Below are 23549 nucleotides of genomic sequence, written 5' to 3'. Positions count from 1 at the left end.
ATCTTTTTTGCTCATCCCCCTTCTGTTCAAGGAATCCTCCCCTTGAAACATATGGAAGAGGATTTAGCTTCCTCCCACAAACATTTTACTCATACGATGAAAATGGCTGTTGTTTTGGCAAACACAAATGAAATGAGCCGTGAGGAGTGGCTGTCAGCGCGACGTAATGGAATCGGAGGGAGCGACGTTGCGGCAATCGCAGGATTGAACAAATGGAAGTCGCCAGTTGCCGTGTATCTTGAAAAGATTGGACAAGCCCCAGAAGAGAGCGTGAACAGCGAAGCAGCGTATTGGGGCACAATGCTTGAGGATGTCGTCGCTCAAGAATTTAGCAAGCGAACAGGTCTCAAAGTTCGACGCAAAAACGCCATTCTGCAGCATCCTGAACACTCGTTTATGTTAGCAAACGTTGATCGGCTTATTGTTGGTGAAAAAACAGGTCTTGAATGTAAAACGGCAAGCGAATACCTCAAGGAAGAATGGAAAGACGATGAGGTTCCGGCTCAATATCTCATCCAATGCCAGCATTACATGGCCGTCACAGGTTTTGATTCCTGGTGGATTGCGGTTCTAATCGGTGGAAATAAGTTCATTTACAAGAAAATTGAGCGAGATGAGGAGATTATTCGATATCTCATCGAGATTGAATCAAACTTCTGGAACAATCACGTGCTAAAGAAGAATCCGCCAATGTTTGACGGTTCGGATGCTTCGAGCGATTTGCTGAAAGCTCTCTATCCGACAGCCAAATTTGACGAGGAAATTGAATTACCGCCTACTGCTCAAGAACTGATTGCCAAGTACGAGCAGGCAAAGCAGGAGGAAGAGGAAGCTTCTGCACGCAGAAAAGAGGCAGAAAATCAACTGAAAGCAATGCTTGGTGAATATGAAAAAGCTTTTGCTGGTGAGCGAATCATCACGTGGAAAAATGTTGTGAGCCATCGCGTGGATACGAAATTATTGAAAGCTAAGTATCCAGAAATATATCAAGAGGTCGCTAAGGAATCCATATCGCGGCGATTTGCAATTAAATAATGGAGGTCATAAATATGGCAACAAACCAAACGCTAAAAAATCAACTTGCTAACAAAGCAAAAAACACGGAGGCAGCGCCTCCTTCCCCAGCTCAAACAATTGCGGCATATCTCAAAAAGATGGGCCCGGAGATTGAAAAAGCGTTGCCTTCGCACATGAATGCTGACCGTATGGCGCGCATTGCGTTGACGACGATTCGAACGAATCCGAAGTTGTTAGAATGCTCGGTTCCATCGCTTCTCGGTGCAGTGATGCAGGCGGCGCAACTCGGTCTAGAGCCTGGACTTATCGGACATTGCTATTTAGTGCCATTCAAGAACGGGAAAACAGGCCAATACGAGGTGCAGTTTATCATTGGTTACAAAGGAATGATTGACCTAGCCAGACGGAGTGGAAACATCGAAAGCATCTACGCTCATGCGGTTTACGCAAATGACACGTTCGAATATGAGTACGGCTTGCATCCGAAGCTTGTTCATAAGCCAGCGATGACAGAGCGTGGCGAATTCATCGGCGCCTACGCAGTCGCTCATTTTAAAGACGGAGGCTATCAATTCGAATTCATGCCGAAAGAGGAGATTGAAAAACGTCGCAAACGCAGTAAGGCGGCGAACGCTGGTCCGTGGATGACGGACTACGAGGAAATGGCGAAGAAAACGGTCATTCGCCACATGTGGAAGTACTTGCCGATTTCCATTGAAATTCAGCAACAAGCCGCGCAAGACGAAGTAGTTCGAAAAGATGTGACAGCAGAGCCAGAACCAGTCGAATACATCGAAGCCGAAGCGTTTGAGGTGCCGATGGAGTCCGAGACACCGCAACAAGAGGAGATCGTCTTCGATGCTGAATGAGCAGCCAATATATAAAATCCTCCTCCCACGCTGGATTTGGGAGGAGGCAAAGGACAACGAGCATTTCAAACAGCTTGTACGAGAGTATATGCGGAGATATCCAGAATATACGGTAAAAAGTGTGAAAGATGGGTTTGCGATTTGCGTCAGGAAAGGGTGACAGCATGGGTGTAATTAGAATACAGAAGAATAGCAATTACGTGGTCATGAGCAAGGTTGGATTGCACGACGATCGTTTGAGTTGGAAAGCAAAGGGGTTACTTGCCTACATGCTCTCCATGCCCGACAATTGGACTTTCTACAACGAGGAACTAATGAAACATTCTCCCGATGGCAGTTCGACGTTTAAGGCTGCAATGAATGAGTTAAAAGAATACGGATACGTCGTCAGACAGAAGGTTAAGGACGAGAAGGGTAAATTCATCGGATGGGAAACGGTCGTATATGAACAACCTGTCGAAGATGAATACCGAAAGGTCGAAAACCGACCGTCGGAAAACCGACCGTCGGAAAACCGACCGTCGAAAAACCGACCGTCGAAAAATGCCCCCCTACTAAATAATAAAGAACTAAATAATAACTTACTAAGTAATAAAGAAAATAATGTAGTAGCAGTAGTAGTAGGGAACGCTCATCAGTTCTACCAAGATAACTTCGGTGTAGAAAATCCATTCATTGCCGAGTGCATAGACCAATGGGTTGACGACATTGGAGAGGAACTTGTGATTGAAGCGATGAAAAGAGCGTTGAAACAAAACAAGTCGTGGGGCTATGCAGAAGGCATATTAAAAGATTGGGCTAAGCATAACTTGCGCACACTTACGGATGTTGAAACTTATGAAAAAGAGTTTCATAGAAAACGAGAAGAGGTGGGGAATCGTGAGGTTCGCAAGCATCGCCGAGGTGTTAGCCGACCTTCAAAAGAAGGCGGAAAGTCATATGAACAAATCCTACGAGAAGCCGAAGAGGCAAGAAGAGCATGGGGATGGAAGGGATGACTATGAGTGCCCACAATGCAAAGATACGGAGTTAATTATCAAGCGTGACGAACAAGGAAATGAGATGGCTATTTTTTGCGAGTGTCGGGAACGAAAAGCTTGGAAACGCAGATTTAAGCAGGCGCTCATTCCAGAGGAATTTGTGCACGCGAATTTCGAGAATTTCAAGAGATCAACACCGTATCAACAATCCATGTATGATACGACGCTTGAATATATGAACGAGTTCAAGAAGGACAGCGAAAAAAAAGTAATCGCGAAACACAATTTAGGTTTTATTGCGGTCTTCGGCGAACAACGATTGCGAGAGCTTCCACATCATGAACGTGCACCGATGAAGCAAAAGCATAACAACTTCGGTGTCGGCAAAACCCATTTACAAATCGCGTTGGCCAAACGGCTGATTAAGGACGGATTCAATGTGCTGGTGGTTTCCGATGTCACATTCATGGATGAGCTGATACAAGCCAAGATGATGAATGACGAGGGAGAAACACTCAATCGGCTTCTGCATAGTGCGATTCACGCGGATGTGCTCGTCTGGGATGACATCGGCAAAGCGAAATGGTCTGAGGCGAAAGAAGCGTTGTACTACCAAATCATCAATGAACGGTATAGAAAACAAAAGCCGATTGTGTTCAACAGCAATGAAGATCGAGGGACATTGAGTGAAAAAATCGGATACGCGGCGGCAAGTAGATTGATAGGACAATGCGGTTCGTATCTCCTCGAAGTAGAAGGCGAAGATTTTCGATTACAAAAAAGTGGGTGAAAAGTGATGTGTCAAAAGTGTTTTGGAAAAGGATATTCGGTCAAAGAAGTGATACCAGGAGCATTTTCTTACACTCCTTGTGATTGCGAGTGCGCGCAAATCGCAAGACAACGAGCCGAAGAGGCGAGGGCTGAGTTTAGAAAAAGGCTACGTGAAGCGAAAGAACGATTGAAGATGGAGGTGAGTGGATGATGGCATTTCTCAGAGAAGTAGCAACAAAACAAAAACTAGTCCGAGAACGCAAAGAGTATTTAATTGATTTCCTCATCGATCACGAAGTATACGAAGCGCCAGACGGTCGGCAGCTATACGAATTGCCACTTGCTGAGTTGGAACAGATGTATATTTCATTGCGTTGCAAGATTGGCAGGGAGATGAGTCAAATACGCTCGTAAACTTCAAATTTTAGCCCATACGGCGTTTCTCTTGCTAGGGTGGAAAGTACCGACTAAAAAGAAAAACGCCTCACGAGGAAAAATAAAGCGTCTAGCGAGGTGATATGATGGACGTGTGTCATCATGGCAGAATCAGGTGCTGGGAATGTGCGCGTACGCAAGAATTGAAAGAGCGCGTCAATGAACTTGAGCAGGCAATTAGAGAGGCACTTGGGCGGATGAAGCATGGGGGTGCTGGAACACGGACGTATGTTGAGTATGTATTGCGGAAGGTGTTAGGTGATGATGTATGAAGCGGACGAGAATTGTAGAGTACGAGAACATTCCGGTTCGATACAATCCGGCTGTATGCCCGACATGCAAGCACTTCACCGGCGACGCGTGCCGGATACACGTTTCAAATGTCGAGCGACAAACGACGATCACGCAGACGTATTGCATAAGGAAGATCGACTTCAACAACCCGTTCAAGCGAAAAAACAGGTGCCAGCTACAAGAACAATACACGAATCCGTTTCATGTACAAAGGTTGGATGAACAATGAACGCAAACTATTGGCGTGGTGTTCTATAACTAAAATCAATAACTAACTATAACTAAACGAGGTGATATATGTTCATTTTTGACTTTAGTTCGGTCACAAATGATTTAGTTGAAATGTGTCGTGAGAAAAGTAAGCAATCTTGGAAACGTGGAGAGTTAAGAAGATTCACATATTGGATAGAAAGAGGAGCGAGGTATGCGGCAGTTCAGTTGGAATATGAAAAGGAGAGTGGAAAAGGTGAATCTACGAAAACTTTTTGAGATGCAACGCCAGCTAGATGAGTACATTGAGCAAAAGCATCCGCGGAAAGAAGGCGAGGACAGATTAGCGAAGAAAATCCTTGCATTACAAGTAGAGTTAGGGGAGTTAGCGAATGAATGGCGCGGTTTCAAGTTTTGGTCGAATGACCAAGAGCCGAGAACGATAGCTGAACGTGGTGTGTGTGTTCATTGTGCAGGAACAGGAAATGCTTTTTTTGATGACGATGAGGAAGAATGGGAAGATTGCCCATATTGCAAAGGTGAAGGAGAAGAAATTTATAACCCACTCCTCGAAGAATATGTAGACTGCTTGCATTTTCTTTTGAGTATTGGACTTGATGAAAATATTGGAACGTTGGAATGGGAACAAATCGAACCGTTGAAAAGAGAGTCAATTATAGAACAGTTTATAGACTTATTCGATTGTACAGTACGATTGAAGACTGATATCACAGAATACGTCGTCATTTGGGGATATTTCATCGGACTTAGCGAAATGCTCGGTTATACGTGGGAACAAATCGAAGAAGCCTATATTCAAAAGCACGCGGAGAACATCGCACGGCAGGAGCGTGGGTATTGATGCTGGAGTTGATATGTCTCGGTGTTTCAGAAAATAACATGACATGCTACAACACATTGTTTTACGTCAGACGCACAGAAAATGGATCGATTATTGTGTGTAGCCAATGCGGCGCAGAACACGAGGTTGTTGTATTTTTGCAAGGTAACACAACATTTCGCTGATGGAAACAGAATGTGGTCTAGTAGTTGAGCGCATTAGAACATGGAGGATGAAAGTTGACAAAATACGGTTCGAAAAAAACAGAAGTCGACGGACATACATTTGACAGCAAGGCAGAAGCACGCTACTACGAACAGCTGAAATGGTTGCTCGCAAACAAACAAATCAGATCATTCCGACTCCAGCCGCGGTACACGCTGTTGGAGTCGTTCAAAAAGAATGGCAAGACGTTCAGAAAGACAGAGTACATCGCGGACTTTGAAATCACACATTTGGACGGTTCGATTGAAGTTGTTGACGTGAAGGGGTATGAGACACCTGTTTTCGCACTCAAACGCAAGCTGTTTGAAAAATCATATCCACACAAGCTCAGCATTGTTACATACAACAAGAAATACGGCGGATGGATTGAATTGGACAAGCTCAAAAAGTTACGGAAGAAGGTGAAGAAGGAATGAGCAGATTCACGAGCATATCACCGTATCGGCAATGGGATGTACGATTCGGAACACGCCCACACGGAATAGATACAACGGTACGGACGTATCAGCTGACACCCGACCAGCTAGAGCGATTGAGAAATGGGGAAAAACTCGATGATATCTTGAAGGGAGCGAGCGAAGTGGTAAAACAAAAACTCGATTTGACGGTTGAAGAGTACGTGGGAATGAAGTTGAAAGGCATGAACGACGCGGAAATTGCGGAGGCGAAAGGATTGACGGACAAGCAACTGTATTCATGGAAGTATGTTAGACGCAGCAAAATCGCTCAGGCGGAACGCGATATGCAAGTGAAGATGGTTGAAAAAGAAGCGGAATCGGCACAACAAGAGGTTACAGCGACGGTTGAAGCGGAATCAGAAACACAAGAACCAACTGTCACAGAAGAAACACAGCCAGACGTGGCAGAGGACGACAATGGCATCGAATGGCTCAAGCGCGAGGTGATTCACGCACACAAGCTACTGACAGAGAAAGAGCAGGAATGCGAACGGCTCAAGCAGGAAGCGGAGCACTGGAAAGAGTTGTTCGAAACCGCGATGGCGGACAAGGAACGGCTGCATAAAGAAAATTTGCTGCTAGAAAATCAGGTTCAAAGATTAAAAGAGGTGAATGACGAACTAAAAGCGCGGAATGAGCGCTATTTCGCCTCGCTGACGCGTCTTGAACAAGAGGTGAAGGGGTTAAGACTATATGCGTTGCAAAAGCTCCATACGGACGTTTACGGGGCTTAAAATGGGTGTTCCGTATGAAGAAACAGAAACGAAAACGTAAAGGGTATCTGTTGTTTCGCGTTGAGGACGGACATAAGGTTTGGCTCTACGAGGAATTGCGAAAATACGAGCTTAACAGTGAAGGGGGAAGAAAAATGAATAATCCGCGAAAAGCGTTTCAAATGTTTATGAAGCACCAATTAGATTGGGCGACAGAAGAAGGGATGTTGGACTTGTCTGATGATGATATCGAAAAAATCATTTTTTTTGCTGAAGACGACTATGATTTTCATCGTGATTTTATTGAATTCATAAAGGATTATCTCTATTGGAATGGTGAGGAAATAGGTTTAGAAGATGATGAGTTTTAGTGTGTAAACAAAAAAAAGCCGGACTTCTCCCGGCGCTCACTACATTTATTATAGCATGGGAGTGGTCCGATGGAGGAACTTTTAAAACAGTACCGCGAATCGTTGCGATTAGCAAGGAAGCTCCTAGAAACGGCATCAGATGAAGATAAAAAGATAATCAGAGGAATGATTTCGGATCTTGAATTTACGATAGAGTGGTTGGCAACAGGAAGAAGACCGGAAAATCGACGTGGCATCGAGCGACGCGCTGCCTATCAACGCGAGAAACTTTTTGACCCGTTACTGATGCAAAAATATTTCCGTTCCAGCGAACCTGTCTATGAGTGGGACGATCACGAAAGGGAAAGTGTTATTACGAGCTGGGATCGGGAACGCATTGAGGACGCTTTATCCGTGCTCACCGAACGAGAACGGGAAGTGTATCTTATGTCACGAGGATATTGCTTAACATATAGCGAGATTGCGAATTATCTTTGTATCTCATCGAGTAGTGTTCAGACGATGATTGAACGCGCTGAAAGAAAAATCAAAAAACGCATAAAAGAAAGCCTCTTCTGCATGTGTAGCTGAAGAGGCTTTTTACATTATCGGTCGGTAGCTCCCAAATGTTTTTTTAATGCTTCTTGGAGAATCTGCGAATAGTTCACATCGTATTGTTTCGCAAGGTCGTCAAGCCATTTAGGAATGGTCAATGTCTTTTTGACGGCTTTGTTCTCCATTTCGTGACGAAAAGGTGGCATCCATACCTCGACGAACACAACGACTTGGTGTTTTTTTGTTTGAATTTCCGATACTTTTGAAGGCTGAGGGATTTCTTCATTTTCCTGCTCTAATCCATACAGATGTAATGCCATCGCTTCTTTTGCCATTTGAAATGCTTCTTCTTCCGTGTCTCCGCAAGTAAAGCAGCCAGGAAGATCAGGAAACTCAACAGATATTCCGTCGCTACCATAATCGAAAATGGCTGGATAAATATAACGGTCTTTTTTATGCATATATGTTAACCTCCTTTAGGAGGGACTTAAAGTAGTCCCGCCTGTTTAAGTATGCTTTTTACTGTTTTAGTTGGTAAGTCTTTCTTAGGATGAGGGATGGTCACTAATCCGGGTTTACTGGGATGTTTAAACTGATGATGACTGCCAGTCGTTCTGACTATGTACCATCCGTCTTGCTGTATCATTTTAATTAATTCTTTTGAAGAGTAACTCTTCATTTCCCTCCCTCCTTGATTTTATTATAACACGTATAATAATACGTATCAATACTTTTTTCGTTATTTTGTGCTTTTTTGTCGTGTAAATGCCACTAATATGTAGAACTGTCCTCCTTTTTTTGAGTGCCTAGTCATGCGCTAGGCACTTATTTTATGCATGGGGTGATGAGGATGTATAAGTTATGTGACCATTTATCGGATGATGAAATAAAGAAATTAAAGGCGAAGAAAAAAGAGAAAATGAGCCGTCGTGTTTTGCTCGAATTAATGGGCGTCCGGCGTGATACGTATAAGCGAGTGCGTGGGGCGATTCGAAGAAAGTGAGGGGAATAGTTTTGGTTAGTATCCCTTTTTGGTGTGTGTTGCTTATCATTTTGGCTGTCGGGCTAGCTATTGATTATTTGGTTTTTCATTTCTTTGACAAAGGGAGTTTGGATTTTGTAACACCTGCCATATGTTTAGTTATTTTTTTTGTCACAATTTTTCTAGTTATCGGATTAGCGTTGGGGAAATATGTGTTTTAAGTAAAAATCGTGCGAATGAGGAGGTAGGTGAGATGTAGATGCGGAAGTTGACGGAAAAGCAAAAAAGATTCGCTGATTACTACATCGAACTTGGCAACGCAGAAGAGGCGGCAAAAAGGGCTGGATATAGCGCTAGAGGCAATACAACGAAGCTACTACAAAATACTACAATTAGAGAGTACATCCAGCAACGATTGGCTGAAAAAGACAAGGAACGTATCGCCTCGCAAGATGAGATACTAGCGTTTTTAACAAAAGTGCTTCGTGGCGAGGAAACAGAACAAATACCGATGACAGGAAAAGACTTTTTTGAATTAGTGGAAAATACTCCGAATATTAAAGATCGTATCAAAGCAGCCGAGCTTCTCGGCAAACGCTTCGCGATGTGGACCGAGCGCCAGCAAATCGACGCGAATTTCGGCGTTCAAATTATCGACGATGTTGGTGGGACAGATGAAGAAGATTAGGCTTTCCGAAGTGTTTACGCCTACATTTCAAAAAGTATGGGCGCTGGTAAAAGAGCAGCGCTATTTGCGTTATGTGTTGAAAGGCGGCCGCGCCAGCGCGAAGTCTACACATATTGCGATGATGGTGTTGTTGCTGGTTATGCGCTTCCCAGTGACTGCTTTGGTTGTGCGTAGAGTCGGGAACACGCTCGCTGATTCGGTGTTGGAACAGTTGAAAGAAGCGATGGAAATACTAGGTGTCACCGAGTACTTTCAAATTACCGTGAACCCAATGCGGATCACGTATCTACCGCGAGGAAACCGTATTTTGTTCCGTGGTGCTGATGATCCGCAAAAAATCAAATCGATTAAAGCCTCGCGCTTTCCGTTGGCCGTTATGTGGATTGAGGAGCTCGCTGAGTTCAAGACGGAAGAAGAAGTGTCCGTTATCGAAAAGTCCGTGCTGCGCGGAGAACTTCCAGACGGATTGCGGTACACGTTTTTTTACAGCTATAACCCGCCAAAGCGAAGACAGTCGTGGGTCAACCAAAAGTACGAAACGCAATTTATTCCTGAAAACACGTTTGTTCACCATTCGACGTATCTCGATAACCCATTTTTATCTAAAGATTTCATCGAAGAAGCCGAGCATACGAAGCGAACGAATGAGATGAAGTACCGCCATGAATATCTCGGCGAGCCGATTGGAAGTGGTGTGGTGCCGTTCGATAATTTAGTATTTCGAACGATTACTGATGAGGAAATTAAACGGTTTGATAACATCCGCCAGGGCATTGACTGGGGATATGGAGTCGATCCGTTTGCGTTTGTACGTTGGCACTACGATAAAACACGGCGAATCATCTACGCCATCGATGAAATCTATGGCGTGAAGCTGTCGAATCGAGAAGCAGCTGAAAAAATTAAAGCGAAAAATTATCACGTAGAGCCGATTATCGCCGATAGCGCCGAGCCAAAGTCGGTGGATGAGATGAAGAAAGAACACGGCATCCTGCGAATTAAAGGCGCCAAAAAAGGTCCCGGAAGCGTGGAGTACGGCGAAAAATGGCTCGATGATTTAGAGGCGATTGTCATTGACCCGAAGCGTACGCCGAACATTGCAAGAGAGTTTGAGTCCATCGATTATCAAGTGGACTCCGATGGGAATCCAAAACCGAAGCTGGAAGATAAAAATAACCATACAATCGATGCCACTCGGTATGCGTTTGAAGACGATATGAAACGACCATCGGTATCAATTTTGAAGTAGGGAGGTGAGCGCGTGCTGATTGAAGATTTATTTCGCGCGCCATGGCATGAACAAGTGCTTTCAGAGTTATCAAAAGGAATCATGACAGATGAACAGCTTTTGGCGGCGATAGTGAAAGACTGGGAAACGAGCGATAAGCGCAAATTAATGGTGCTTGGCGAGCGATATTATCGCACGAAAATGGATATCGAAAAGAAGAACCAAGACATTACATGGCGCTCGAATCAAAAGTTGGCGCATGACTTCGTGAAGAAGTTGGTGAATCAGAAGGTCGGCTATTTACTTTCGAAAGAGCCGACGATTGCGACAGAAAACGAAGACTATCGCAAAATCATGCAAGACATGTTCGATAAACGGCTATTAAAAGTGATTAAAAATCTTGGCAAAGAAGCGATCAATAAAGGAATCGCTTTTTTGTATGTGTACATTGATGAAAAGGGCGAGCTGGCGTTTAAAAAGATTCCGAGCGAACAAATTATCCCGTTTTGGAAAGATAACGACCATGAAGAAATTGTGTCGTTTATTCGTGTGTATGAAGAAGTGGTGTACACGAACACACAAAAGCAAAAACAAAAGAAAGTGGAGTATCACCATCCAAAAGGCATTAAATATTACGTGTTACAAGCCGATTCACTCGTCCCAGACGTGTTGGCTGGAGTGGAAACAAACTATCATTTCATGATCAACGAAAAGCCGTATTTGTGGGAGCGCATGCCGTTAATTGCGTTTAAGTACAACGAAGAGGAGCAACCTCTCATCGACTGTATCAAGTCGCTCGTTGACGATTACAACTTGCAAGCTTCTGTAAATGCAGATTTACTCGCAGACATCCCGAATTTTATTTACAAGCTTGTGAATTACGGCGGCGTTGACTTACAGGAATTTTTAAACGACTTGAACCGATATCGCGCGGTGAAGTTAGACGAAAACGGCGATGTAGATAAGCTACAAGCCGATTTACAGACAGATGCGGTCGAAAAAGAGTTATTGCGCATTCGCAAGGCCATTTATGAATTTGGTCGCGGTGTCGACACACAAGACGAAAACTTAGGCAATGCAAGTGGAGTGGCGTTGCGATACCGATACTCTGACTTGGATATGGACTGCAATATTCTTGAAACCGAATTTCAATCAAGCCTCGAGCAATTGATTTGGTTCATTGACCAATATTTGCTGATGACAGGAAAAGGCGATTTTACGAATGAGCCCATTTCAATCATCTTTAACCGTGACATCATTATCAATGAGTCAGAGGTAATCGCCAACTGCCAGGCATCGGTTGGCATTCTTGACGACCAAACGATTCGAGAAAACCATCCGTGGTATACGGAACAAGTGGAAGAACGATTGAAAAAGCAACAGCAACAAGAACAGATGTACAACGGCTATCAAGGCGTGTTCCAGCAACAACAGAAAGATGGGAACGTAAATGAATAGTCGTCAATATTGGGAACAACGCGCGACGCAAAGAGAACAGGAAGCACAGCTGATCGTTGAGAAGTATTTAGCGCAGATGCAGCAGCGACTGAAAGAAGCGCAGCAAGACATTTTAAGACAAATTGAAGCCTTTTATGCTCGATATGCGAGAGATAATCAAATTTCGTTACATGAGGCAAGGAAGCTGCTAACATCACAAGAAATAGAAGCGTTCAAGGAAGTTGACCTTGCTCGGTTTCGCGCGATGGCGCTTGAAGGGAATCCGCAATACGAAAATCTATTGAATGCGATTAGCTATCGCGTTCGAATTTCGCGATTAGAGCTGCTTTTGGCGCAAATAGAAATGACGATGCTGCATTTATACGGCGGTAAAAATGGCTTACAAGACTACGTTTACACAGGGCTAGTCGATGTGTACCAAAACTCGTACTATCACTTTATGTACGACTTTGCGATGGCTGGTATACCTGCCAATGTGCAAATTCTTGACGACAGCACGATGCGTGAAGTGATGTCGTATAACTGGAGTGGGAAAGAATTTTCCGAGCGAATTTGGGGACATGAACAAGAAACGATGCAGAACATTCGAAAGTCGCTCGAACAAAGCTTTATCATTGGTCGTTCCATCGACAAAACAGCGAAAGAAATTGTGAAAGTGACGGATGTGGCATACTCGCGCGCTGAAGCGTTGGTCAGGACGGAAGCGAGTTTCTTTCACAATTTGGCTGCGCAAAACAGCTATCGCGATGCAGGGATGGAGAAATACGAGATTTTGGCCACGCTCGATATGCGAACATCGGATATTTGTAGAAGCCAAGACGGCAAGATTTATAACGTGAAAGATTACAAGCCGGGAACGAATGCGCCGCCATTTCATGTCCGTTGCCGAACGACGACGATTCCATATTTCGATGAGTCGGAGTACGCAAACGGCGAAAAACGTCAGTCGATGAATGGGTTGGTGGATTCCGTTTCGTATGAAGAGTGGTATAATAAAAATGTATTGAAACCAAAACTCGAGGCTGAACGTAAAGAAAGAGAGAAAGAACAAGCGCTAGAAGAGCAGATACGGGCTGATATTCGTAATGGTGTTTATAAGTTGGAGCATAGCCGAAATCATTACGACAAGCATAATCCATCTCATAAGCGTTATCTTGATTATGTGCAAAGAAATAAAGCGAAGGGCAGACAGAAACCAAGCTATTTAACAATTTCTTATGAAGAAGCTAATGAGTTAGTGAAAAAATATGCTGGTACTGGTACACTTCAGTTCAGCAGTAAAGGAGATTGGATAAATAAAGAACTCATAAAAGGCGACGAATATATCGGGGTATATGTAGATCAAACGACAGGGAAAGAAGTAAAAACAAAAGACTTTAAAATACATTATAGTAAGACAGGAACTCATATTGTTCCAACTTTAATAAAAGAAAGGGGGATGAAGCATTGAGATTATGGGAATATGTAGGGAAGAAAATACGAGTTACTCTCAAAGATGGTGAAATATTAGAGGGGATTGTCCAAGATTACACCGACCAAGAAGATACTGATGATGATTATGACAGCCTCGACATGTTTGTTGAGGGGAAATATATCGGTGTTGGTGAACCAGAAATTAAGTCAATCGAAATCATAGAATAAGCACCTAACCAGTTAAAACGGTTACGTGCTTTTTTATTTTCTCTCGTCTTTTTAGCATTTGTAGACGTTAAAGAACAAAGCGGTTCGTGGCCGTAACCACGTTAAAAAACGTAACCAGAGGAGGAATACCATGAAACGCGAATTTCTTGAAAGTTTAGGTCTCGAAAAAGACGTCATTGACAAAATTATGGCTGAGCATGGGAAGTCGGTAGAGGCGCAAAAAGCGAGAGTAGACGATTTAAAAACAAGTCTCGACGACATGAAAAAACAGCTAGAACAACGCGACAACGACTTAAAACAACTCAAGAAGCAAGCAGAAGGAAATGAAGAACTTCAAACGAAGCTTGCGGACTTAGAGAAGCGATATAAAGACGAGAAGGCAGCATATGAGGCAAAAATCAAAGAAACGCAATTGAACAGCGCGATTAAACTAGCAATCAACGGAAAAGTACATGACGCCGACTTAGTGGCATCGCTTCTTGATAAAAATACAATTGAACTCGATGAAAATGGCAACATAAAAGGACTGGAGGAGCAGCTAAAGACGCTGCAGGAAACCAAGTCCTTTTTATTTGTGCCTGAAAACAATCAACCAAAAATTACAGGTATTAAACCAGCAGAGGGTAGTCCGACTGGCGGTGAGCCGTTTAGTTTACGCGACGCATTAGCTCAGCGACTAGCACAACGATAAAAAGCACAACGATAAAAATTTGAAAAGGAGTGTTGTTAAATGCCTATCACATTAGAACAAGCAAAAGTCGGTATGGCTGACAAAGTAGACCAACAAGTAGTCGATGAATTTCGTCGTTCTTCTCTTTTACTTGACCGTTTAGTATTCGATGATGCTGTTTCGCCGGGTACAGGCGGCTCTACATTAACATACGGATACCAACGCTTGAAAACACCGTCTACCGCTCAATTCCGTAACATCAACGAAGAATACGCAGCAAACGAAGCAGACCGCGAAGACATCTATGTAAAACTCAAAATCTTCGGTGGTGCGTTTGAAATTGACCGTGTCATCCAAGACACAAGCGGCCAAATCGATGAAATACAGTTCCAGCTACAACAAAAAATCATTGGAGCGCGCAATTTGTTCCATTACACCGTTATCAACGGTGATTCTGCCTTCGACTCTAAAGCGTTCGACGGATTGAACAAGGCGTTAGCCGGTTCGTCTACGGAATTGAACACGGATGGTGTCATTGACGTATCGACTGCCGCTGCTATTGAAGCGGATAAATTTGCATTGCTTGATGCGATTGATAGCTTTCTTTCAGAACTAGATGGTCGTCCAACCATGCTCATGGGCAATAACAAGCTAATCACCAAAATTAAATCGGTTGCTCGCCGTGCCGGATACTTGACGCAATCGGAGGATGCGTTCGGCCGTACGGTCGATCGATATGACAATATTCCACTTTTAGACTTGGGTTATTTTGTACAAATTTCTAGCGGTGTTCCAACTACTGTTCCGGTCGTACCGATTGTGAATCGTACTATTAATACGCAAAATGTAGCGGGTTTAACGGATCTTTATGCCATCAGCATCGGTATGGATGGTTTCCACGGTGTAACGGTAAAAGGAAATTCTGTGATCCGCACATACTTGCCTGATTTCAATTTACCGGGAGCGGTCAAAAAAGGTGAGGTTGAAATGGTGGCGGCCATCGCATTGAAAGCGACGCGGAAAGCGGGCGTATTGCGCAACATTAAGGTAGCGTAAGGGGGTTAACAATATGGCGATTATCAAAGCTCCTAACCCGAAATACAACGGCGTGAGCGCTTCGCTTACGTTTGTGAATGGTCAAGCGGAAACTGACAATAAATGGCTGATTCAATGGTTTAAAGAGCAAGGATATGAAGTGAGTGAAGAAGAGAAAAAGGGAACGAAGAAAGCAACAGAAAAGGCAGCTGAATAACGATGACAGTGCTTGATATTGTCAAAGCCAAGCTGGACAATCCACCACCAGATGATCGCTTGGCTGTATACATTGACGAAGTAGGTCAAGTGATCAAAACGTTTTGTAATCGCGATGACATACCGGACGAACTGCGGTATGTCCATGCGAACATGGTGGTCGATTTCATTGGTCTGAAGCAAAAAAATGCTCCCGATGCCGAACCGGCTGTTCAATCCATCAAAGAAGGGGACGTGCAAGTCACGTTTACGGCTCATGAAAAGAGCCAAGGAGAAACAGAAGTGGAAAGCATCGTTCATTCCTATAAGAGCGCTTTGTATAAGTTTCGTAAAATGAGGTGGTAGCATGTCAGTTCGCGACATCTTTCTCAAAGCCAAATCCGCGGTGGAACGGCTGTATGACCGAGCAGCTACTATCCAGCGATATGAAGCGTATCAGAAGCCGAATGGCGCCGATGGAATGCAATGGGTGACAAAGCACGAAAACGTGCCTTGTCGCCTTTCTTCTGTCGGCATGCAGACGCTCAATAACGCATCACAGGACGATGTAAATGCTATTCAGTACGATGTGAAAGTTTTTTTGTCTAGCGACATTAACGTGCGAGCTGGCGATGTGTTTGTGATCGATGGGGTGCGCTACGAGTCAGCAAAAGAACCGTTTGTATATATTACCCACCAAGAAGTATTGCTCGTTCGAAAGGGTTATGCATAATGGGCTATGAGTTTAGTGAAGTTCGATTACTGAAACAGCAATTAGTAGAGTTGAATAAAATCGCTCATCAAGTGCAAATGAAGGTAGCCCAACGCATTGCTCAGTTGGCCATTCGGAAAGTGAAGAAGTTAACGCCTGTTGATACAGGGAATTTGCGAAACAATTGGAAGTATTATGTGATGAGCAAGGGCGATACAATATATATTCACATTTACAACCAAGCTGAATATGCGTCGTTTGTAGAAAACGGGCATCGTATCGTGGTGGCTGGACAGACCGTCGGATGGGTGGAAGGCCGGTTCATGTTGAAATTGACAATGAACGACATGCAAAAAATCGCCCCAAACATGTGGCAACGGGAGATGGAAAAGGAGATGAGGAGGATCTTTGGAGATTAAAACGCTCGTCATTCAGCAAATGAAAGAAGTTTTTGGAAACATCAAAGTATACGATGAAAAAGTCAAGCAGGGGCTTCAAACTCCTGCTTTTCTCGTTCGTATGATTCAGTCTGAACAAGAACGAAAAATTAAAGGGCAAGTGTGGCGGACGTACTCGTGGAATGTTGTATATTTCCCACAATCAACGGAAGTGGATGCTGAATGCGATGACGTGTTTGAAACGTTTCAAACAGAATTTCAATATATCGCCAACAAATATCATGTGCATCGGTTAGAAGGAACGAAACAGGATGACGTGCTGGTGATTACATTCGATGTGTCTGCACGTCTGCAAGAGGTGACGACCGAAACGAAGATGCAGACATTGGGAGGTGTTTGGATTGGCAAAGCAGACTGAAAAACAAGTGAGATATGGGAAATCGGCCTTCATTCGTGCGCCCGAATACGCAAAAGATCGATTGTTGCTTGAAGTGTTACTCGATGAATCAAGAACGTACACGAAAGAAGAAGTAGACTCGCTGTTGAGTGAGTGGAAAGTGAAGGAGGTTCAATAATGGCAGGTGGAACATGGAAAACGCAAAATAAAATTCGTCCTGGCGCGTATATCAACTTTGAAACGAACAGTTTAAACACGATGGCGCCTGATTCAAATGCAATCGTAGTGATTCCGATCAAGCTAGACTGGGGTGAAACAAGAAAATTTGTAAAAGTATCGCCGAATACGAAGTTTAAAGAAGTGTTCGGAAAAGATTTAAGTGCAATTGTTCCTGTTCGGGAAGCATTCAAAGCGACTAGTCAAGTGATCGTTTACAATTTGAACAGCGAAGGAACAAAAGCAACAGCGACGGGCGGAGGATTAACAGCGACAGCGAAATATGCGGGTGCGGACGGAAATAAAATTTCGGTTGTCGTTACAGCAAATTTAGACGGAACCGCGACAGTGAAGACATACTTTGATGGGGCGGTTGTCGATACACAAACGGTAGCTGCGATTGCCGACTTGCAGCCGAACGCTTTTGTTTCGTTCAATGGCCAGTTACCGACTTCTGATGTAACGTTGACGCTTACTGGCGGAACAACAGGAACAGCAACAAACGATGCATATGCTGAATTTGCCGCAGGATTGGATACGCAAGACTTCAAAGTGGTAGCTGTCGGCACAGACGATTCAACCGTGAAGGCGTTGTTAGCACTAAAAGTAAAAGAATGGCGCGAGAATTATGGGAAAAATGTGACGCTTGTCACTAACAATTACAACGCGGCCGATCATGAAGGTGTGGTATCTGTTCTCAATGGCGTCACGCTTGAGGGAAACGAGCAGTTATCAGCAAAAGAAGCACTGTATTGGTATGCGGCGGCGTATGCGAGCGCTGGCGTCAAGTCATTAACCTATGCCGAGTATCCGGGAGCAATCGACTGCGAGCGTAAAACACATGAAGAAATTGAACAAGCATTGAAAGATGGCCATATCGTTTATACGTTCAATCGTGATGCCGTTGTTGTAGAACAAGACATTAACACATTTCGTTCTTTTACGCCGACGAAAAACCAAGACTTCCGTAAAAACAAAATCATTCGCGAAATGGACATTGTTTCGGACAATACGCAGTATATCTACTCTAAATATTTTATCGGAAAAGTGAACAACAACGAAGATGGACGGAATTTGTTCAAAAAAGAAGTGATGAAAACCGTGTTAGATCCTCTTGTGCGTGTCGGGGCTTTAGAGCCATATAATCCAGATGAAGTTGTGGTTGAGCAAGGTGATGAAAAAGATGCTGTACTTGTGAATATGGGGCTGAAATTCGTTGACGCGATGGAAAAACTATACATGATTGTTGCGTGCAAGTAATAAACGGAGGTGATAAATATGCCACGTGTAATGGAATCAAAAGACGCGATTTCTTCGAAAGAAGGGACGTTATATATTACGATTGACGGAAAGTCATATGAGTTCGCGGAAATTGTGAAATTTGACGCCACGATTGAATATATCAAAGCTGACGTCAAACGTGTCGGTGCACGTATGAACGGAAGTAAAATCGTTGGGGCAAACGGAAAAGGGAACATGACGTATTACTACCACCGCCCAGAAATTCGAGCGATGGCATTGGAATATTTACGGACAGGGAAAGCGCCGATTTTCGATGCGATGTTGGTGAATGCAGATATTACGAGCGCGGCGGGTAAACAGACGGCGATTATCAAAAATATCGTGCCGGATAGCACGTTGATTGCTAAATTGGACGGCGATTCTGATGACGTTCTAAAAGATGAAGTATCGTTCACATTTGATGATTTCGATTTGCTAGATCAATTCAAAATTAACTAAGGAGGAGCCACATGAGTAAGTTTAAGGCGTTTTTAAAAGGGAATGTCAAACCATATGAAAATGTGGAGCTAAAGCTGGAGCGTTTTGACGAACCACTTGTATTGCGCCCGTTGACTGCGGGCGAAGCTGATGCAATCAACGAACGTTGTTTCAAGTTCCGCCCAGGAAAAGGCGGCAAAATGGAACGTGTTTTTGATGTGGTGAGATACAATCGTGAAATTTGTGTTGCATCGATTGTGTACCCAGATTTAAATGACCGCGAACTGCAAGAGTCCTATGGTGTTTTAGGTGCGGACAAGCTGTTTGCTGAAATGTTCCTTTTAGGCGAAGCCAACCAAATTCTTGAGAAGGTAACGGAAATTTCGGGGCTTGATAAGACGATGGATGAAGAGGTAGAAGAGGCAAAAAACTAATCGAGGAAGGTGGAGAGGCGTTCTATGCGCATATTGCTCTCCACCGTTTTCATTGGCGTCCTCGTGAGTTTTTAGAAATGGACCGAAGAGAGAAGGCCTTTGTCATAGCCAGTATTCAGATTGAACTAAAGAAAGAGAAAGAAGAGCATGACCGCATAAAAAGCAAAATGAGGGGGTGAGCGAATGGCTGGAGTTCAAACGACGTTGGCGTTAAACGACAAATTGACAGGACCACTCATGAAAATGATTCGTGCGATGGATGCAACCATTCGCGTCATGGAAAAGATGGATGCGAGCGCAACGCAATTAGATACAAAAGGATTAGCGAAAGCACGTAAAGCGATTACGAACGCATCGGCTGATTTAGAGCGATTAATAGTGGCTTCCAAACAGGCGGATAGCTCTTTAGCGCCATTAGGCTCCAAATTCGCCAACTTGCCTCCTCCTGTTGGTCGGGCGACAGGTGCTGTGAAAGAGTTTTTTGGCGCATTTTTATTATCAACAGCAGCTTTTGCTGCACTACAAGGAATTCAAAACGGAATTCAGTCATTTGTTCAAGCCTCAGACGCTTATGTTTCTACATCGGCACGCCTAGCGAATATCAATGACGGCTTACAAACACAAGCGCAATTGCAAGAGAAAATATATCAAGCCGCGCAACGTAGCCGAAGTGGGTATATGGATATGGCGAACTCTGTGGCTAAGTTAGGGTCGTTGGCGTCTGATGCGTTTGGAAATACCGATGAAATCATTCGTTTTTCTGAACTAATGGGGAAAGCATTTGCTGCAAATGGTATATCAAAAATTGGTCGTGAATCAGCTATGTATCAGCTCACTCAATCTATGGCAGCAGGCAGATTACAAGGAGAAGAGTACAATAGTATCGCAGATAATGCTGGTTTTCTTTTAGATGCAATTGCGAAAATGATGAAGGTTCCAAAAGGAGAGCTTAAAAATTTGGCTTCTGAAGGCAAGATCACGGCCAATATTGTTAAAGCTGCCCTGTTCAAAGCCGCCGATGACATTGAAAAGAAATTCAAAAACATGCCATTGACGTTTGCGGATGCGATGACCATGTTTAAAAACTGGTCGCTCCGTGCGTTTGAACCGTTACTCATTCGCTTTAATCAGTTTGTGAACTCAGATGCGTTCGCAACAATGGCGGAACACGCAATGTTTTTTGTCAATGTGTTCATTAAAGGAATTGATCTCGCTTTCGATGCGCTGGAGTTCTTTTATCGAATGGTCGGTGCTGTCGGTCGGTTTTTTGAAGAAAACTGGTCGTGGATTGCGCCGATTTTAACGGTGATTGGTTCTGTTTTAGCTGGGATTGGCACGATTTTGCTTGGCGTTGCGGCGAAATGGTTGATAGTGCGAACAGCCACCCTCATGGCAGCAGCCGCAAAATGGGTATATGATGCAGCTATGCTTAGTTCGCCAGCTACATGGGTGTTACTAGGAATTATTGCGTTACTTGCCTTAGTAATTTATGCGACAGTAAATTGGGCAGACCAAACAGCTACAGTAGTTGGATTCATTACAGGTTTATTCGCAAGTTTAGGAGCGTTCATTTGGAATATCGTCGCGAATATTTGGAATGCGTTTGCGATGGTTGCTGAATTTATTATGAACGTCTTTTTTGACCCTGTATATGCGGTGAAAAAGCTATTTTACGATATGGTAAAAATGGTCGTAGACAATATGACTGCGCTTACTGGTTCATTTGACACGGCTGCGAGTTTTCTTGCGCGTGTTTTTGTGAAAGGAGCAAATATCGCCATTGGCGCGGTCAACGGTTTAATCAAAGCTTTAAACATGATACCGGGGGTAAACATTAGCGCGATTGGTAAGCTGAGTGCTGGTTCGGTAGGTAGTATATCCAACGGGCTTAAAAACTTTGTGGCGAATCTAAAACCGCCAACAAGCAGCGAATTTATGGTCAATATTCCTAGGATGAAAATGTTGAATGTCCCACAAGCGTTCGCGGCAGGAAATGCGGCAGGAATGAAATTTACTAAAAACATGTCTGAAAAGCTTTCTGGGATATTGGAAAAAGCAAAAAGTTTAGCGCCTAATACGAAAATGGAAAACCCGTTTAAACAATCATTAGGCAACCAAATTGCAAATAGCCCAGGCATGAAAAACCCTCTAGCGAGTGGAAAAGAGGATAAGAACCCGACAGGCGGTAAGCTCGATAAAATCGGGAAAATTGACGACGAAATTAACATCGCGGAGGAAGATTTGCAAGTTTTCAAAGAGTTAGCAACGATTAAGTCTATTCAAAACTTCGTCACGTTAACGCCGACTGTACAAGTAAAGACGGGGGACATTCGAAATAACGTCGATGTGGATCAACTCGTTCGTCGTTTTGAAGAAAGTATGGTAAACGAAATCGCCCGTTCGGCGGAAGGAGCGTATGCGTGATGGAACGAGCCATTTATTTTCACGAAAATGACCAAGAAATGTTTCGGCTTCCTGTGAATCCTGAAAAGGTGAACGTAAAAACAGAAGGAGACGGAGAGGAGTTTACAATTGCAAAGCTTGGGCGTGTAAACGTGCCGAAAGATAAAAAGTTGTCGGGCTTCTCTCTCGAATCCTTTTTTCCTGCGCAACCTACTCATTATTCTGGTGCGGTTTTTAAAGAACCGAAATACTACATTGACTTGTTAGAAAAATGGATGCGAAATAAACAACCGATTCGATATATCTATGTCAACGGCTCTTTTACAATCAATGAATTAGTCACGATTGAGCGATTTGAATACGACGAATCGTTTGGTAGTGAAGACGTCAGTTTTTCACTGGAATTAAAAACATACGTGCCATTCGCTCCAAAGAAAATGCAAGTGGTTAAAAAACAAACGTCATCGGCTGTTCAAGTCTTGAAAAAAAACGCACCAACCCGTCCTAATACGAAGCCAAAGCCGACGACATACACGCTAAAAGCAGGCGACAACCTTTGGAAAGTAGCCAAGCTTTATACAGGCAATGGCAACCGATATCCAGAGTTACAAAAGCTGAACGGGATTAAGGATAGTCAGTTGCGGAAATTACCAATCGGTTTGGTATTAAAAATTCCTACAGATTGGGTGAAATGATGGAAGTATTGATTGATAATCGGGATGGAACGGTGTGGGATATGCCTGTTTCGAGCGTGCAGTGGAAAACTAGCCGAATTGGAAAAGCTGGAACGTTGGACGCAAAATTAATCATTGAACAACCAACAAAATTCCCAGTCAATAGTGGCGCTATTATTCGTGTAACAGACGGGGAATACAATTTTTTTTACGGATATGTGTTCGAAACAGGTTTTAACACAAGTAGTGAATTTAGTGTAAAAGCATATGACCAATTGCGATATCTTATGTATAACGACACATTTGTATTTTCTTCGACAACAGCGACAGCTGGCATAAAGAAAATTGCTGCCGATGCAGGATTAAAAATCGGAACATTTGAAGATACAGGATACAAAGTGCCGGCGATGGTCGAGGACAACAAAAAAGCGCTCGATGTGGTAGCGAAGTTTTTAGATTCAACGCTAATTGCGACGAACAGAAACTATGTGCTGTTCGATAATTTCGGAAAATTAGAATTGCGAAATATCAATAACATGGCTATTTCAGCAGACGACTTCTACATTGGGGAAGAGAGTCTGCTTTTTGATTTTGAGTACAAAAAATCAATCGACGAAGAAACGTATAATCGCGTCAAGATTGTGCAAGACAATAAAAAAACCGGCAAACGCGAGGTCTATATCGCCCAAGACAGCGCGAACATTGCTAAATGGGGACGGTTGCAAGAGTTTCGCAAAGTCGATGAAAAGATGACGGCAGCGCAAATTAAAGATTTGTTGGACAAGCTGATTAAGTTACGAAATCGGGAAACGAAATCATTGAAACTTAATTGCCTTGGTCATTGGAAAGTGCGTGCCGGATGCTTTGTGTTTGTGTACATTGAAAAAATCGGCATTAAACAATATTTCCTTGTCGATGAATGCACGCATAACTGGGAAGGTGGCGTGCATACGATGCAGCTTGATTTGAAGGTGATTTGAT

Annotated in this window: 34 protein-coding genes; 32 read left to right on the top strand and 2 right to left on the bottom strand. The window is 43.5% G+C overall.

Annotated elements, in window-relative coordinates:
- Nucleotides 1-102: 102 nt before the first annotated feature.
- The 12 genes from GGR02_RS09015 (at nucleotide 103) to GGR02_RS08960 (ending at nucleotide 7754) form a co-directional block, all read left to right on the top strand.
- Complete coding sequence (locus GGR02_RS09015; RefSeq protein WP_183184401.1) at nucleotides 103-1035, top strand: YqaJ viral recombinase family nuclease; 933 nt, start codon at nucleotides 103-105, stop codon at nucleotides 1033-1035.
- Between the two features lie 14 nt (nucleotides 1036-1049).
- Nucleotides 1050-1886: a recombination protein RecT gene (recT, locus tag GGR02_RS09010; protein WP_183184392.1), complete on the top strand. Its 837-nt coding sequence runs from the start codon at nucleotides 1050-1052 to the stop codon at nucleotides 1884-1886.
- A 314-nt stretch (nucleotides 1887-2200) separates the two neighbouring features.
- A complete protein-coding gene (locus tag GGR02_RS09005; protein WP_229706165.1) occupies nucleotides 2201-2884 on the top strand; it encodes a DnaD domain-containing protein in 684 nt (227 codons plus the stop codon).
- Nucleotides 2826-3656, top strand: a complete 831-nt coding sequence (locus GGR02_RS09000) for an ATP-binding protein (RefSeq protein WP_183184390.1) — start codon at nucleotides 2826-2828, stop codon at nucleotides 3654-3656. Before GGR02_RS09005 ends, GGR02_RS09000 begins: the two co-directional genes overlap by 59 nt.
- Before the next feature lie 188 nt (nucleotides 3657-3844).
- Entirely contained in the window at nucleotides 3845-4051 is a 207-nt protein-coding gene (locus tag GGR02_RS08995) for a Fur-regulated basic protein FbpA (RefSeq protein WP_183184389.1), read from the top strand.
- Between the two features lie 107 nt (nucleotides 4052-4158).
- A complete protein-coding gene (locus GGR02_RS08990) occupies nucleotides 4159-4344 on the top strand; it encodes a hypothetical protein (RefSeq protein ID WP_183184388.1) in 186 nt (61 codons plus the stop codon).
- Nucleotides 4341-4595, top strand: coding sequence for a hypothetical protein (locus GGR02_RS08985; RefSeq protein ID WP_183184403.1), 255 nt, complete (start codon nucleotides 4341-4343; stop codon nucleotides 4593-4595). The genes GGR02_RS08990 and GGR02_RS08985 overlap by 4 nt, the downstream gene beginning before the upstream one ends.
- A 237-nt stretch (nucleotides 4596-4832) precedes the next feature.
- Complete coding sequence (locus GGR02_RS08980) at nucleotides 4833-5438, top strand: dUTP diphosphatase (RefSeq protein ID WP_183184387.1); 606 nt, start codon at nucleotides 4833-4835, stop codon at nucleotides 5436-5438.
- 218 nt (nucleotides 5439-5656) lie between these two features.
- Nucleotides 5657-6058, top strand: a complete 402-nt coding sequence (locus GGR02_RS08975; RefSeq protein ID WP_183184386.1) for a DUF1064 domain-containing protein — start codon at nucleotides 5657-5659, stop codon at nucleotides 6056-6058.
- The gene (locus tag GGR02_RS08970; RefSeq protein WP_229706164.1) at nucleotides 6055-6834 is read left to right on the top strand and encodes a hypothetical protein; all 780 of its coding nucleotides are present in this window, start codon (nucleotides 6055-6057) and stop codon (nucleotides 6832-6834) included. The genes GGR02_RS08975 and GGR02_RS08970 overlap by 4 nt, the downstream gene beginning before the upstream one ends.
- 14 nt (nucleotides 6835-6848) lie before the next feature.
- On the top strand, nucleotides 6849-7184 hold the full coding sequence (locus tag GGR02_RS08965; protein ID WP_183184402.1) for a hypothetical protein: 336 nt from the start codon (nucleotides 6849-6851) through the stop codon (nucleotides 7182-7184).
- A 69-nt stretch (nucleotides 7185-7253) separates the two neighbouring features.
- Nucleotides 7254-7754, top strand: coding sequence for a sigma-70 family RNA polymerase sigma factor (locus GGR02_RS08960; protein WP_183184385.1), 501 nt, complete (start codon nucleotides 7254-7256; stop codon nucleotides 7752-7754).
- Nucleotides 7755-7768: 14 nt separating this feature from the next.
- On the opposite strand, the gene GGR02_RS08955 is transcribed toward GGR02_RS08960, so the two are convergent.
- Both GGR02_RS08955 and GGR02_RS08950 read right to left on the bottom strand, forming a co-directional pair.
- Nucleotides 7769-8179 carry a type II toxin-antitoxin system HicB family antitoxin gene (locus tag GGR02_RS08955; RefSeq protein WP_183184384.1) on the bottom strand — a complete coding sequence of 137 codons (411 nt, stop codon included), beginning with the start codon at nucleotides 8177-8179 and terminating at the stop codon, nucleotides 7769-7771.
- Nucleotides 8180-8205: 26 nt separating this feature from the next.
- Nucleotides 8206-8397: a type II toxin-antitoxin system HicA family toxin gene (locus tag GGR02_RS08950; RefSeq protein ID WP_064220537.1), complete on the bottom strand. Its 192-nt coding sequence runs from the start codon at nucleotides 8395-8397 to the stop codon at nucleotides 8206-8208.
- Between the two features lie 171 nt (nucleotides 8398-8568).
- On the opposite strand from GGR02_RS08950, the gene GGR02_RS08945 reads away from it, so the two are divergent.
- From GGR02_RS08945 to GGR02_RS08850, 20 genes are all read left to right on the top strand, one after another.
- On the top strand, nucleotides 8569-8721 hold the full coding sequence (locus GGR02_RS08945) for a hypothetical protein (RefSeq protein ID WP_183184383.1): 153 nt from the start codon (nucleotides 8569-8571) through the stop codon (nucleotides 8719-8721).
- Between the two features lie 238 nt (nucleotides 8722-8959).
- A complete protein-coding gene (locus GGR02_RS08940; RefSeq protein WP_183184382.1) occupies nucleotides 8960-9388 on the top strand; it encodes a terminase small subunit in 429 nt (142 codons plus the stop codon).
- Entirely contained in the window at nucleotides 9375-10637 is a 1263-nt protein-coding gene (locus tag GGR02_RS08935) for a PBSX family phage terminase large subunit (protein ID WP_183184381.1), read from the top strand. The genes GGR02_RS08940 and GGR02_RS08935 overlap by 14 nt, the downstream gene beginning before the upstream one ends.
- Nucleotides 10638-10649: 12 nt before the next feature.
- Entirely contained in the window at nucleotides 10650-12074 is a 1425-nt protein-coding gene (locus tag GGR02_RS08930; RefSeq protein WP_183184380.1) for a phage portal protein, read from the top strand.
- On the top strand, nucleotides 12067-13524 hold the full coding sequence (locus GGR02_RS08925) for a minor capsid protein (protein ID WP_183184379.1): 1458 nt from the start codon (nucleotides 12067-12069) through the stop codon (nucleotides 13522-13524). The genes GGR02_RS08930 and GGR02_RS08925 overlap by 8 nt, the downstream gene beginning before the upstream one ends.
- Nucleotides 13521-13715, top strand: a complete 195-nt coding sequence (locus tag GGR02_RS08920) for a hypothetical protein (protein ID WP_013524089.1) — start codon at nucleotides 13521-13523, stop codon at nucleotides 13713-13715. The genes GGR02_RS08925 and GGR02_RS08920 overlap by 4 nt, the downstream gene beginning before the upstream one ends.
- Before the next feature lie 130 nt (nucleotides 13716-13845).
- Nucleotides 13846-14406, top strand: coding sequence for a phage scaffolding protein (locus tag GGR02_RS08915; RefSeq protein WP_183184378.1), 561 nt, complete (start codon nucleotides 13846-13848; stop codon nucleotides 14404-14406).
- Between the two features lie 39 nt (nucleotides 14407-14445).
- Nucleotides 14446-15441, top strand: coding sequence for a major capsid protein (locus GGR02_RS08910; protein ID WP_183184377.1), 996 nt, complete (start codon nucleotides 14446-14448; stop codon nucleotides 15439-15441).
- A gap of 13 nt (nucleotides 15442-15454) precedes the next feature.
- Nucleotides 15455-15637 carry a hypothetical protein gene (locus tag GGR02_RS08905; RefSeq protein WP_183184376.1) on the top strand — a complete coding sequence of 61 codons (183 nt, stop codon included), beginning with the start codon at nucleotides 15455-15457 and terminating at the stop codon, nucleotides 15635-15637.
- A 2-nt stretch (nucleotides 15638-15639) separates the two neighbouring features.
- Nucleotides 15640-15981 (top strand): head-tail connector protein, encoded by a 342-nt coding sequence (locus GGR02_RS08900; RefSeq protein ID WP_183184375.1) that lies wholly within the window; start codon nucleotides 15640-15642, stop codon nucleotides 15979-15981.
- A gap of 1 nt (nucleotide 15982) precedes the next feature.
- A complete protein-coding gene (locus tag GGR02_RS08895) occupies nucleotides 15983-16348 on the top strand; it encodes a hypothetical protein (protein ID WP_099668717.1) in 366 nt (121 codons plus the stop codon).
- A complete protein-coding gene (locus tag GGR02_RS08890) occupies nucleotides 16348-16746 on the top strand; it encodes an HK97 gp10 family phage protein (RefSeq protein WP_033020556.1) in 399 nt (132 codons plus the stop codon). Before GGR02_RS08895 ends, GGR02_RS08890 begins: the two co-directional genes overlap by 1 nt.
- The gene (locus tag GGR02_RS08885; protein WP_183184374.1) at nucleotides 16736-17143 is read left to right on the top strand and encodes a phage tail terminator family protein; all 408 of its coding nucleotides are present in this window, start codon (nucleotides 16736-16738) and stop codon (nucleotides 17141-17143) included. The genes GGR02_RS08890 and GGR02_RS08885 overlap by 11 nt, the downstream gene beginning before the upstream one ends.
- Nucleotides 17127-17300, top strand: a complete 174-nt coding sequence (locus tag GGR02_RS08880) for a hypothetical protein (RefSeq protein ID WP_183184373.1) — start codon at nucleotides 17127-17129, stop codon at nucleotides 17298-17300. Before GGR02_RS08885 ends, GGR02_RS08880 begins: the two co-directional genes overlap by 17 nt.
- Nucleotides 17300-18598: a phage tail sheath subtilisin-like domain-containing protein gene (locus GGR02_RS08875; RefSeq protein WP_183184372.1), complete on the top strand. Its 1299-nt coding sequence runs from the start codon at nucleotides 17300-17302 to the stop codon at nucleotides 18596-18598. Before GGR02_RS08880 ends, GGR02_RS08875 begins: the two co-directional genes overlap by 1 nt.
- A gap of 18 nt (nucleotides 18599-18616) precedes the next feature.
- Nucleotides 18617-19078 carry a phage tail tube protein gene (locus GGR02_RS08870; protein WP_183184371.1) on the top strand — a complete coding sequence of 154 codons (462 nt, stop codon included), beginning with the start codon at nucleotides 18617-18619 and terminating at the stop codon, nucleotides 19076-19078.
- Between the two features lie 11 nt (nucleotides 19079-19089).
- Nucleotides 19090-19491, top strand: a complete 402-nt coding sequence (locus tag GGR02_RS08865) for a phage tail assembly chaperone (protein ID WP_033020559.1) — start codon at nucleotides 19090-19092, stop codon at nucleotides 19489-19491.
- Between the two features lie 183 nt (nucleotides 19492-19674).
- Nucleotides 19675-21915, top strand: a complete 2241-nt coding sequence (locus GGR02_RS08860; protein WP_183184370.1) for a tape measure protein — start codon at nucleotides 19675-19677, stop codon at nucleotides 21913-21915.
- Nucleotides 21915-22589, top strand: a complete 675-nt coding sequence (locus GGR02_RS08855) for a LysM peptidoglycan-binding domain-containing protein (protein WP_183184369.1) — start codon at nucleotides 21915-21917, stop codon at nucleotides 22587-22589. Before GGR02_RS08860 ends, GGR02_RS08855 begins: the two co-directional genes overlap by 1 nt.
- Nucleotides 22589-23548, top strand: coding sequence for an XkdQ/YqbQ family protein (locus GGR02_RS08850; RefSeq protein WP_183184368.1), 960 nt, complete (start codon nucleotides 22589-22591; stop codon nucleotides 23546-23548). The genes GGR02_RS08855 and GGR02_RS08850 overlap by 1 nt, the downstream gene beginning before the upstream one ends.
- The last annotated feature ends 1 nt before the right edge of the window (nucleotide 23549 follow it).

The organism is Anoxybacteroides voinovskiense, assembly GCF_014196205.1.
GTDB lineage: Bacteria > Bacillota > Bacilli > Bacillales > Anoxybacillaceae > Anoxybacteroides > Anoxybacteroides voinovskiense.
The sequence above is the reverse complement of the archived record's forward strand: the minus strand, read 5'-3'. Positions and strand labels throughout refer to the sequence as shown.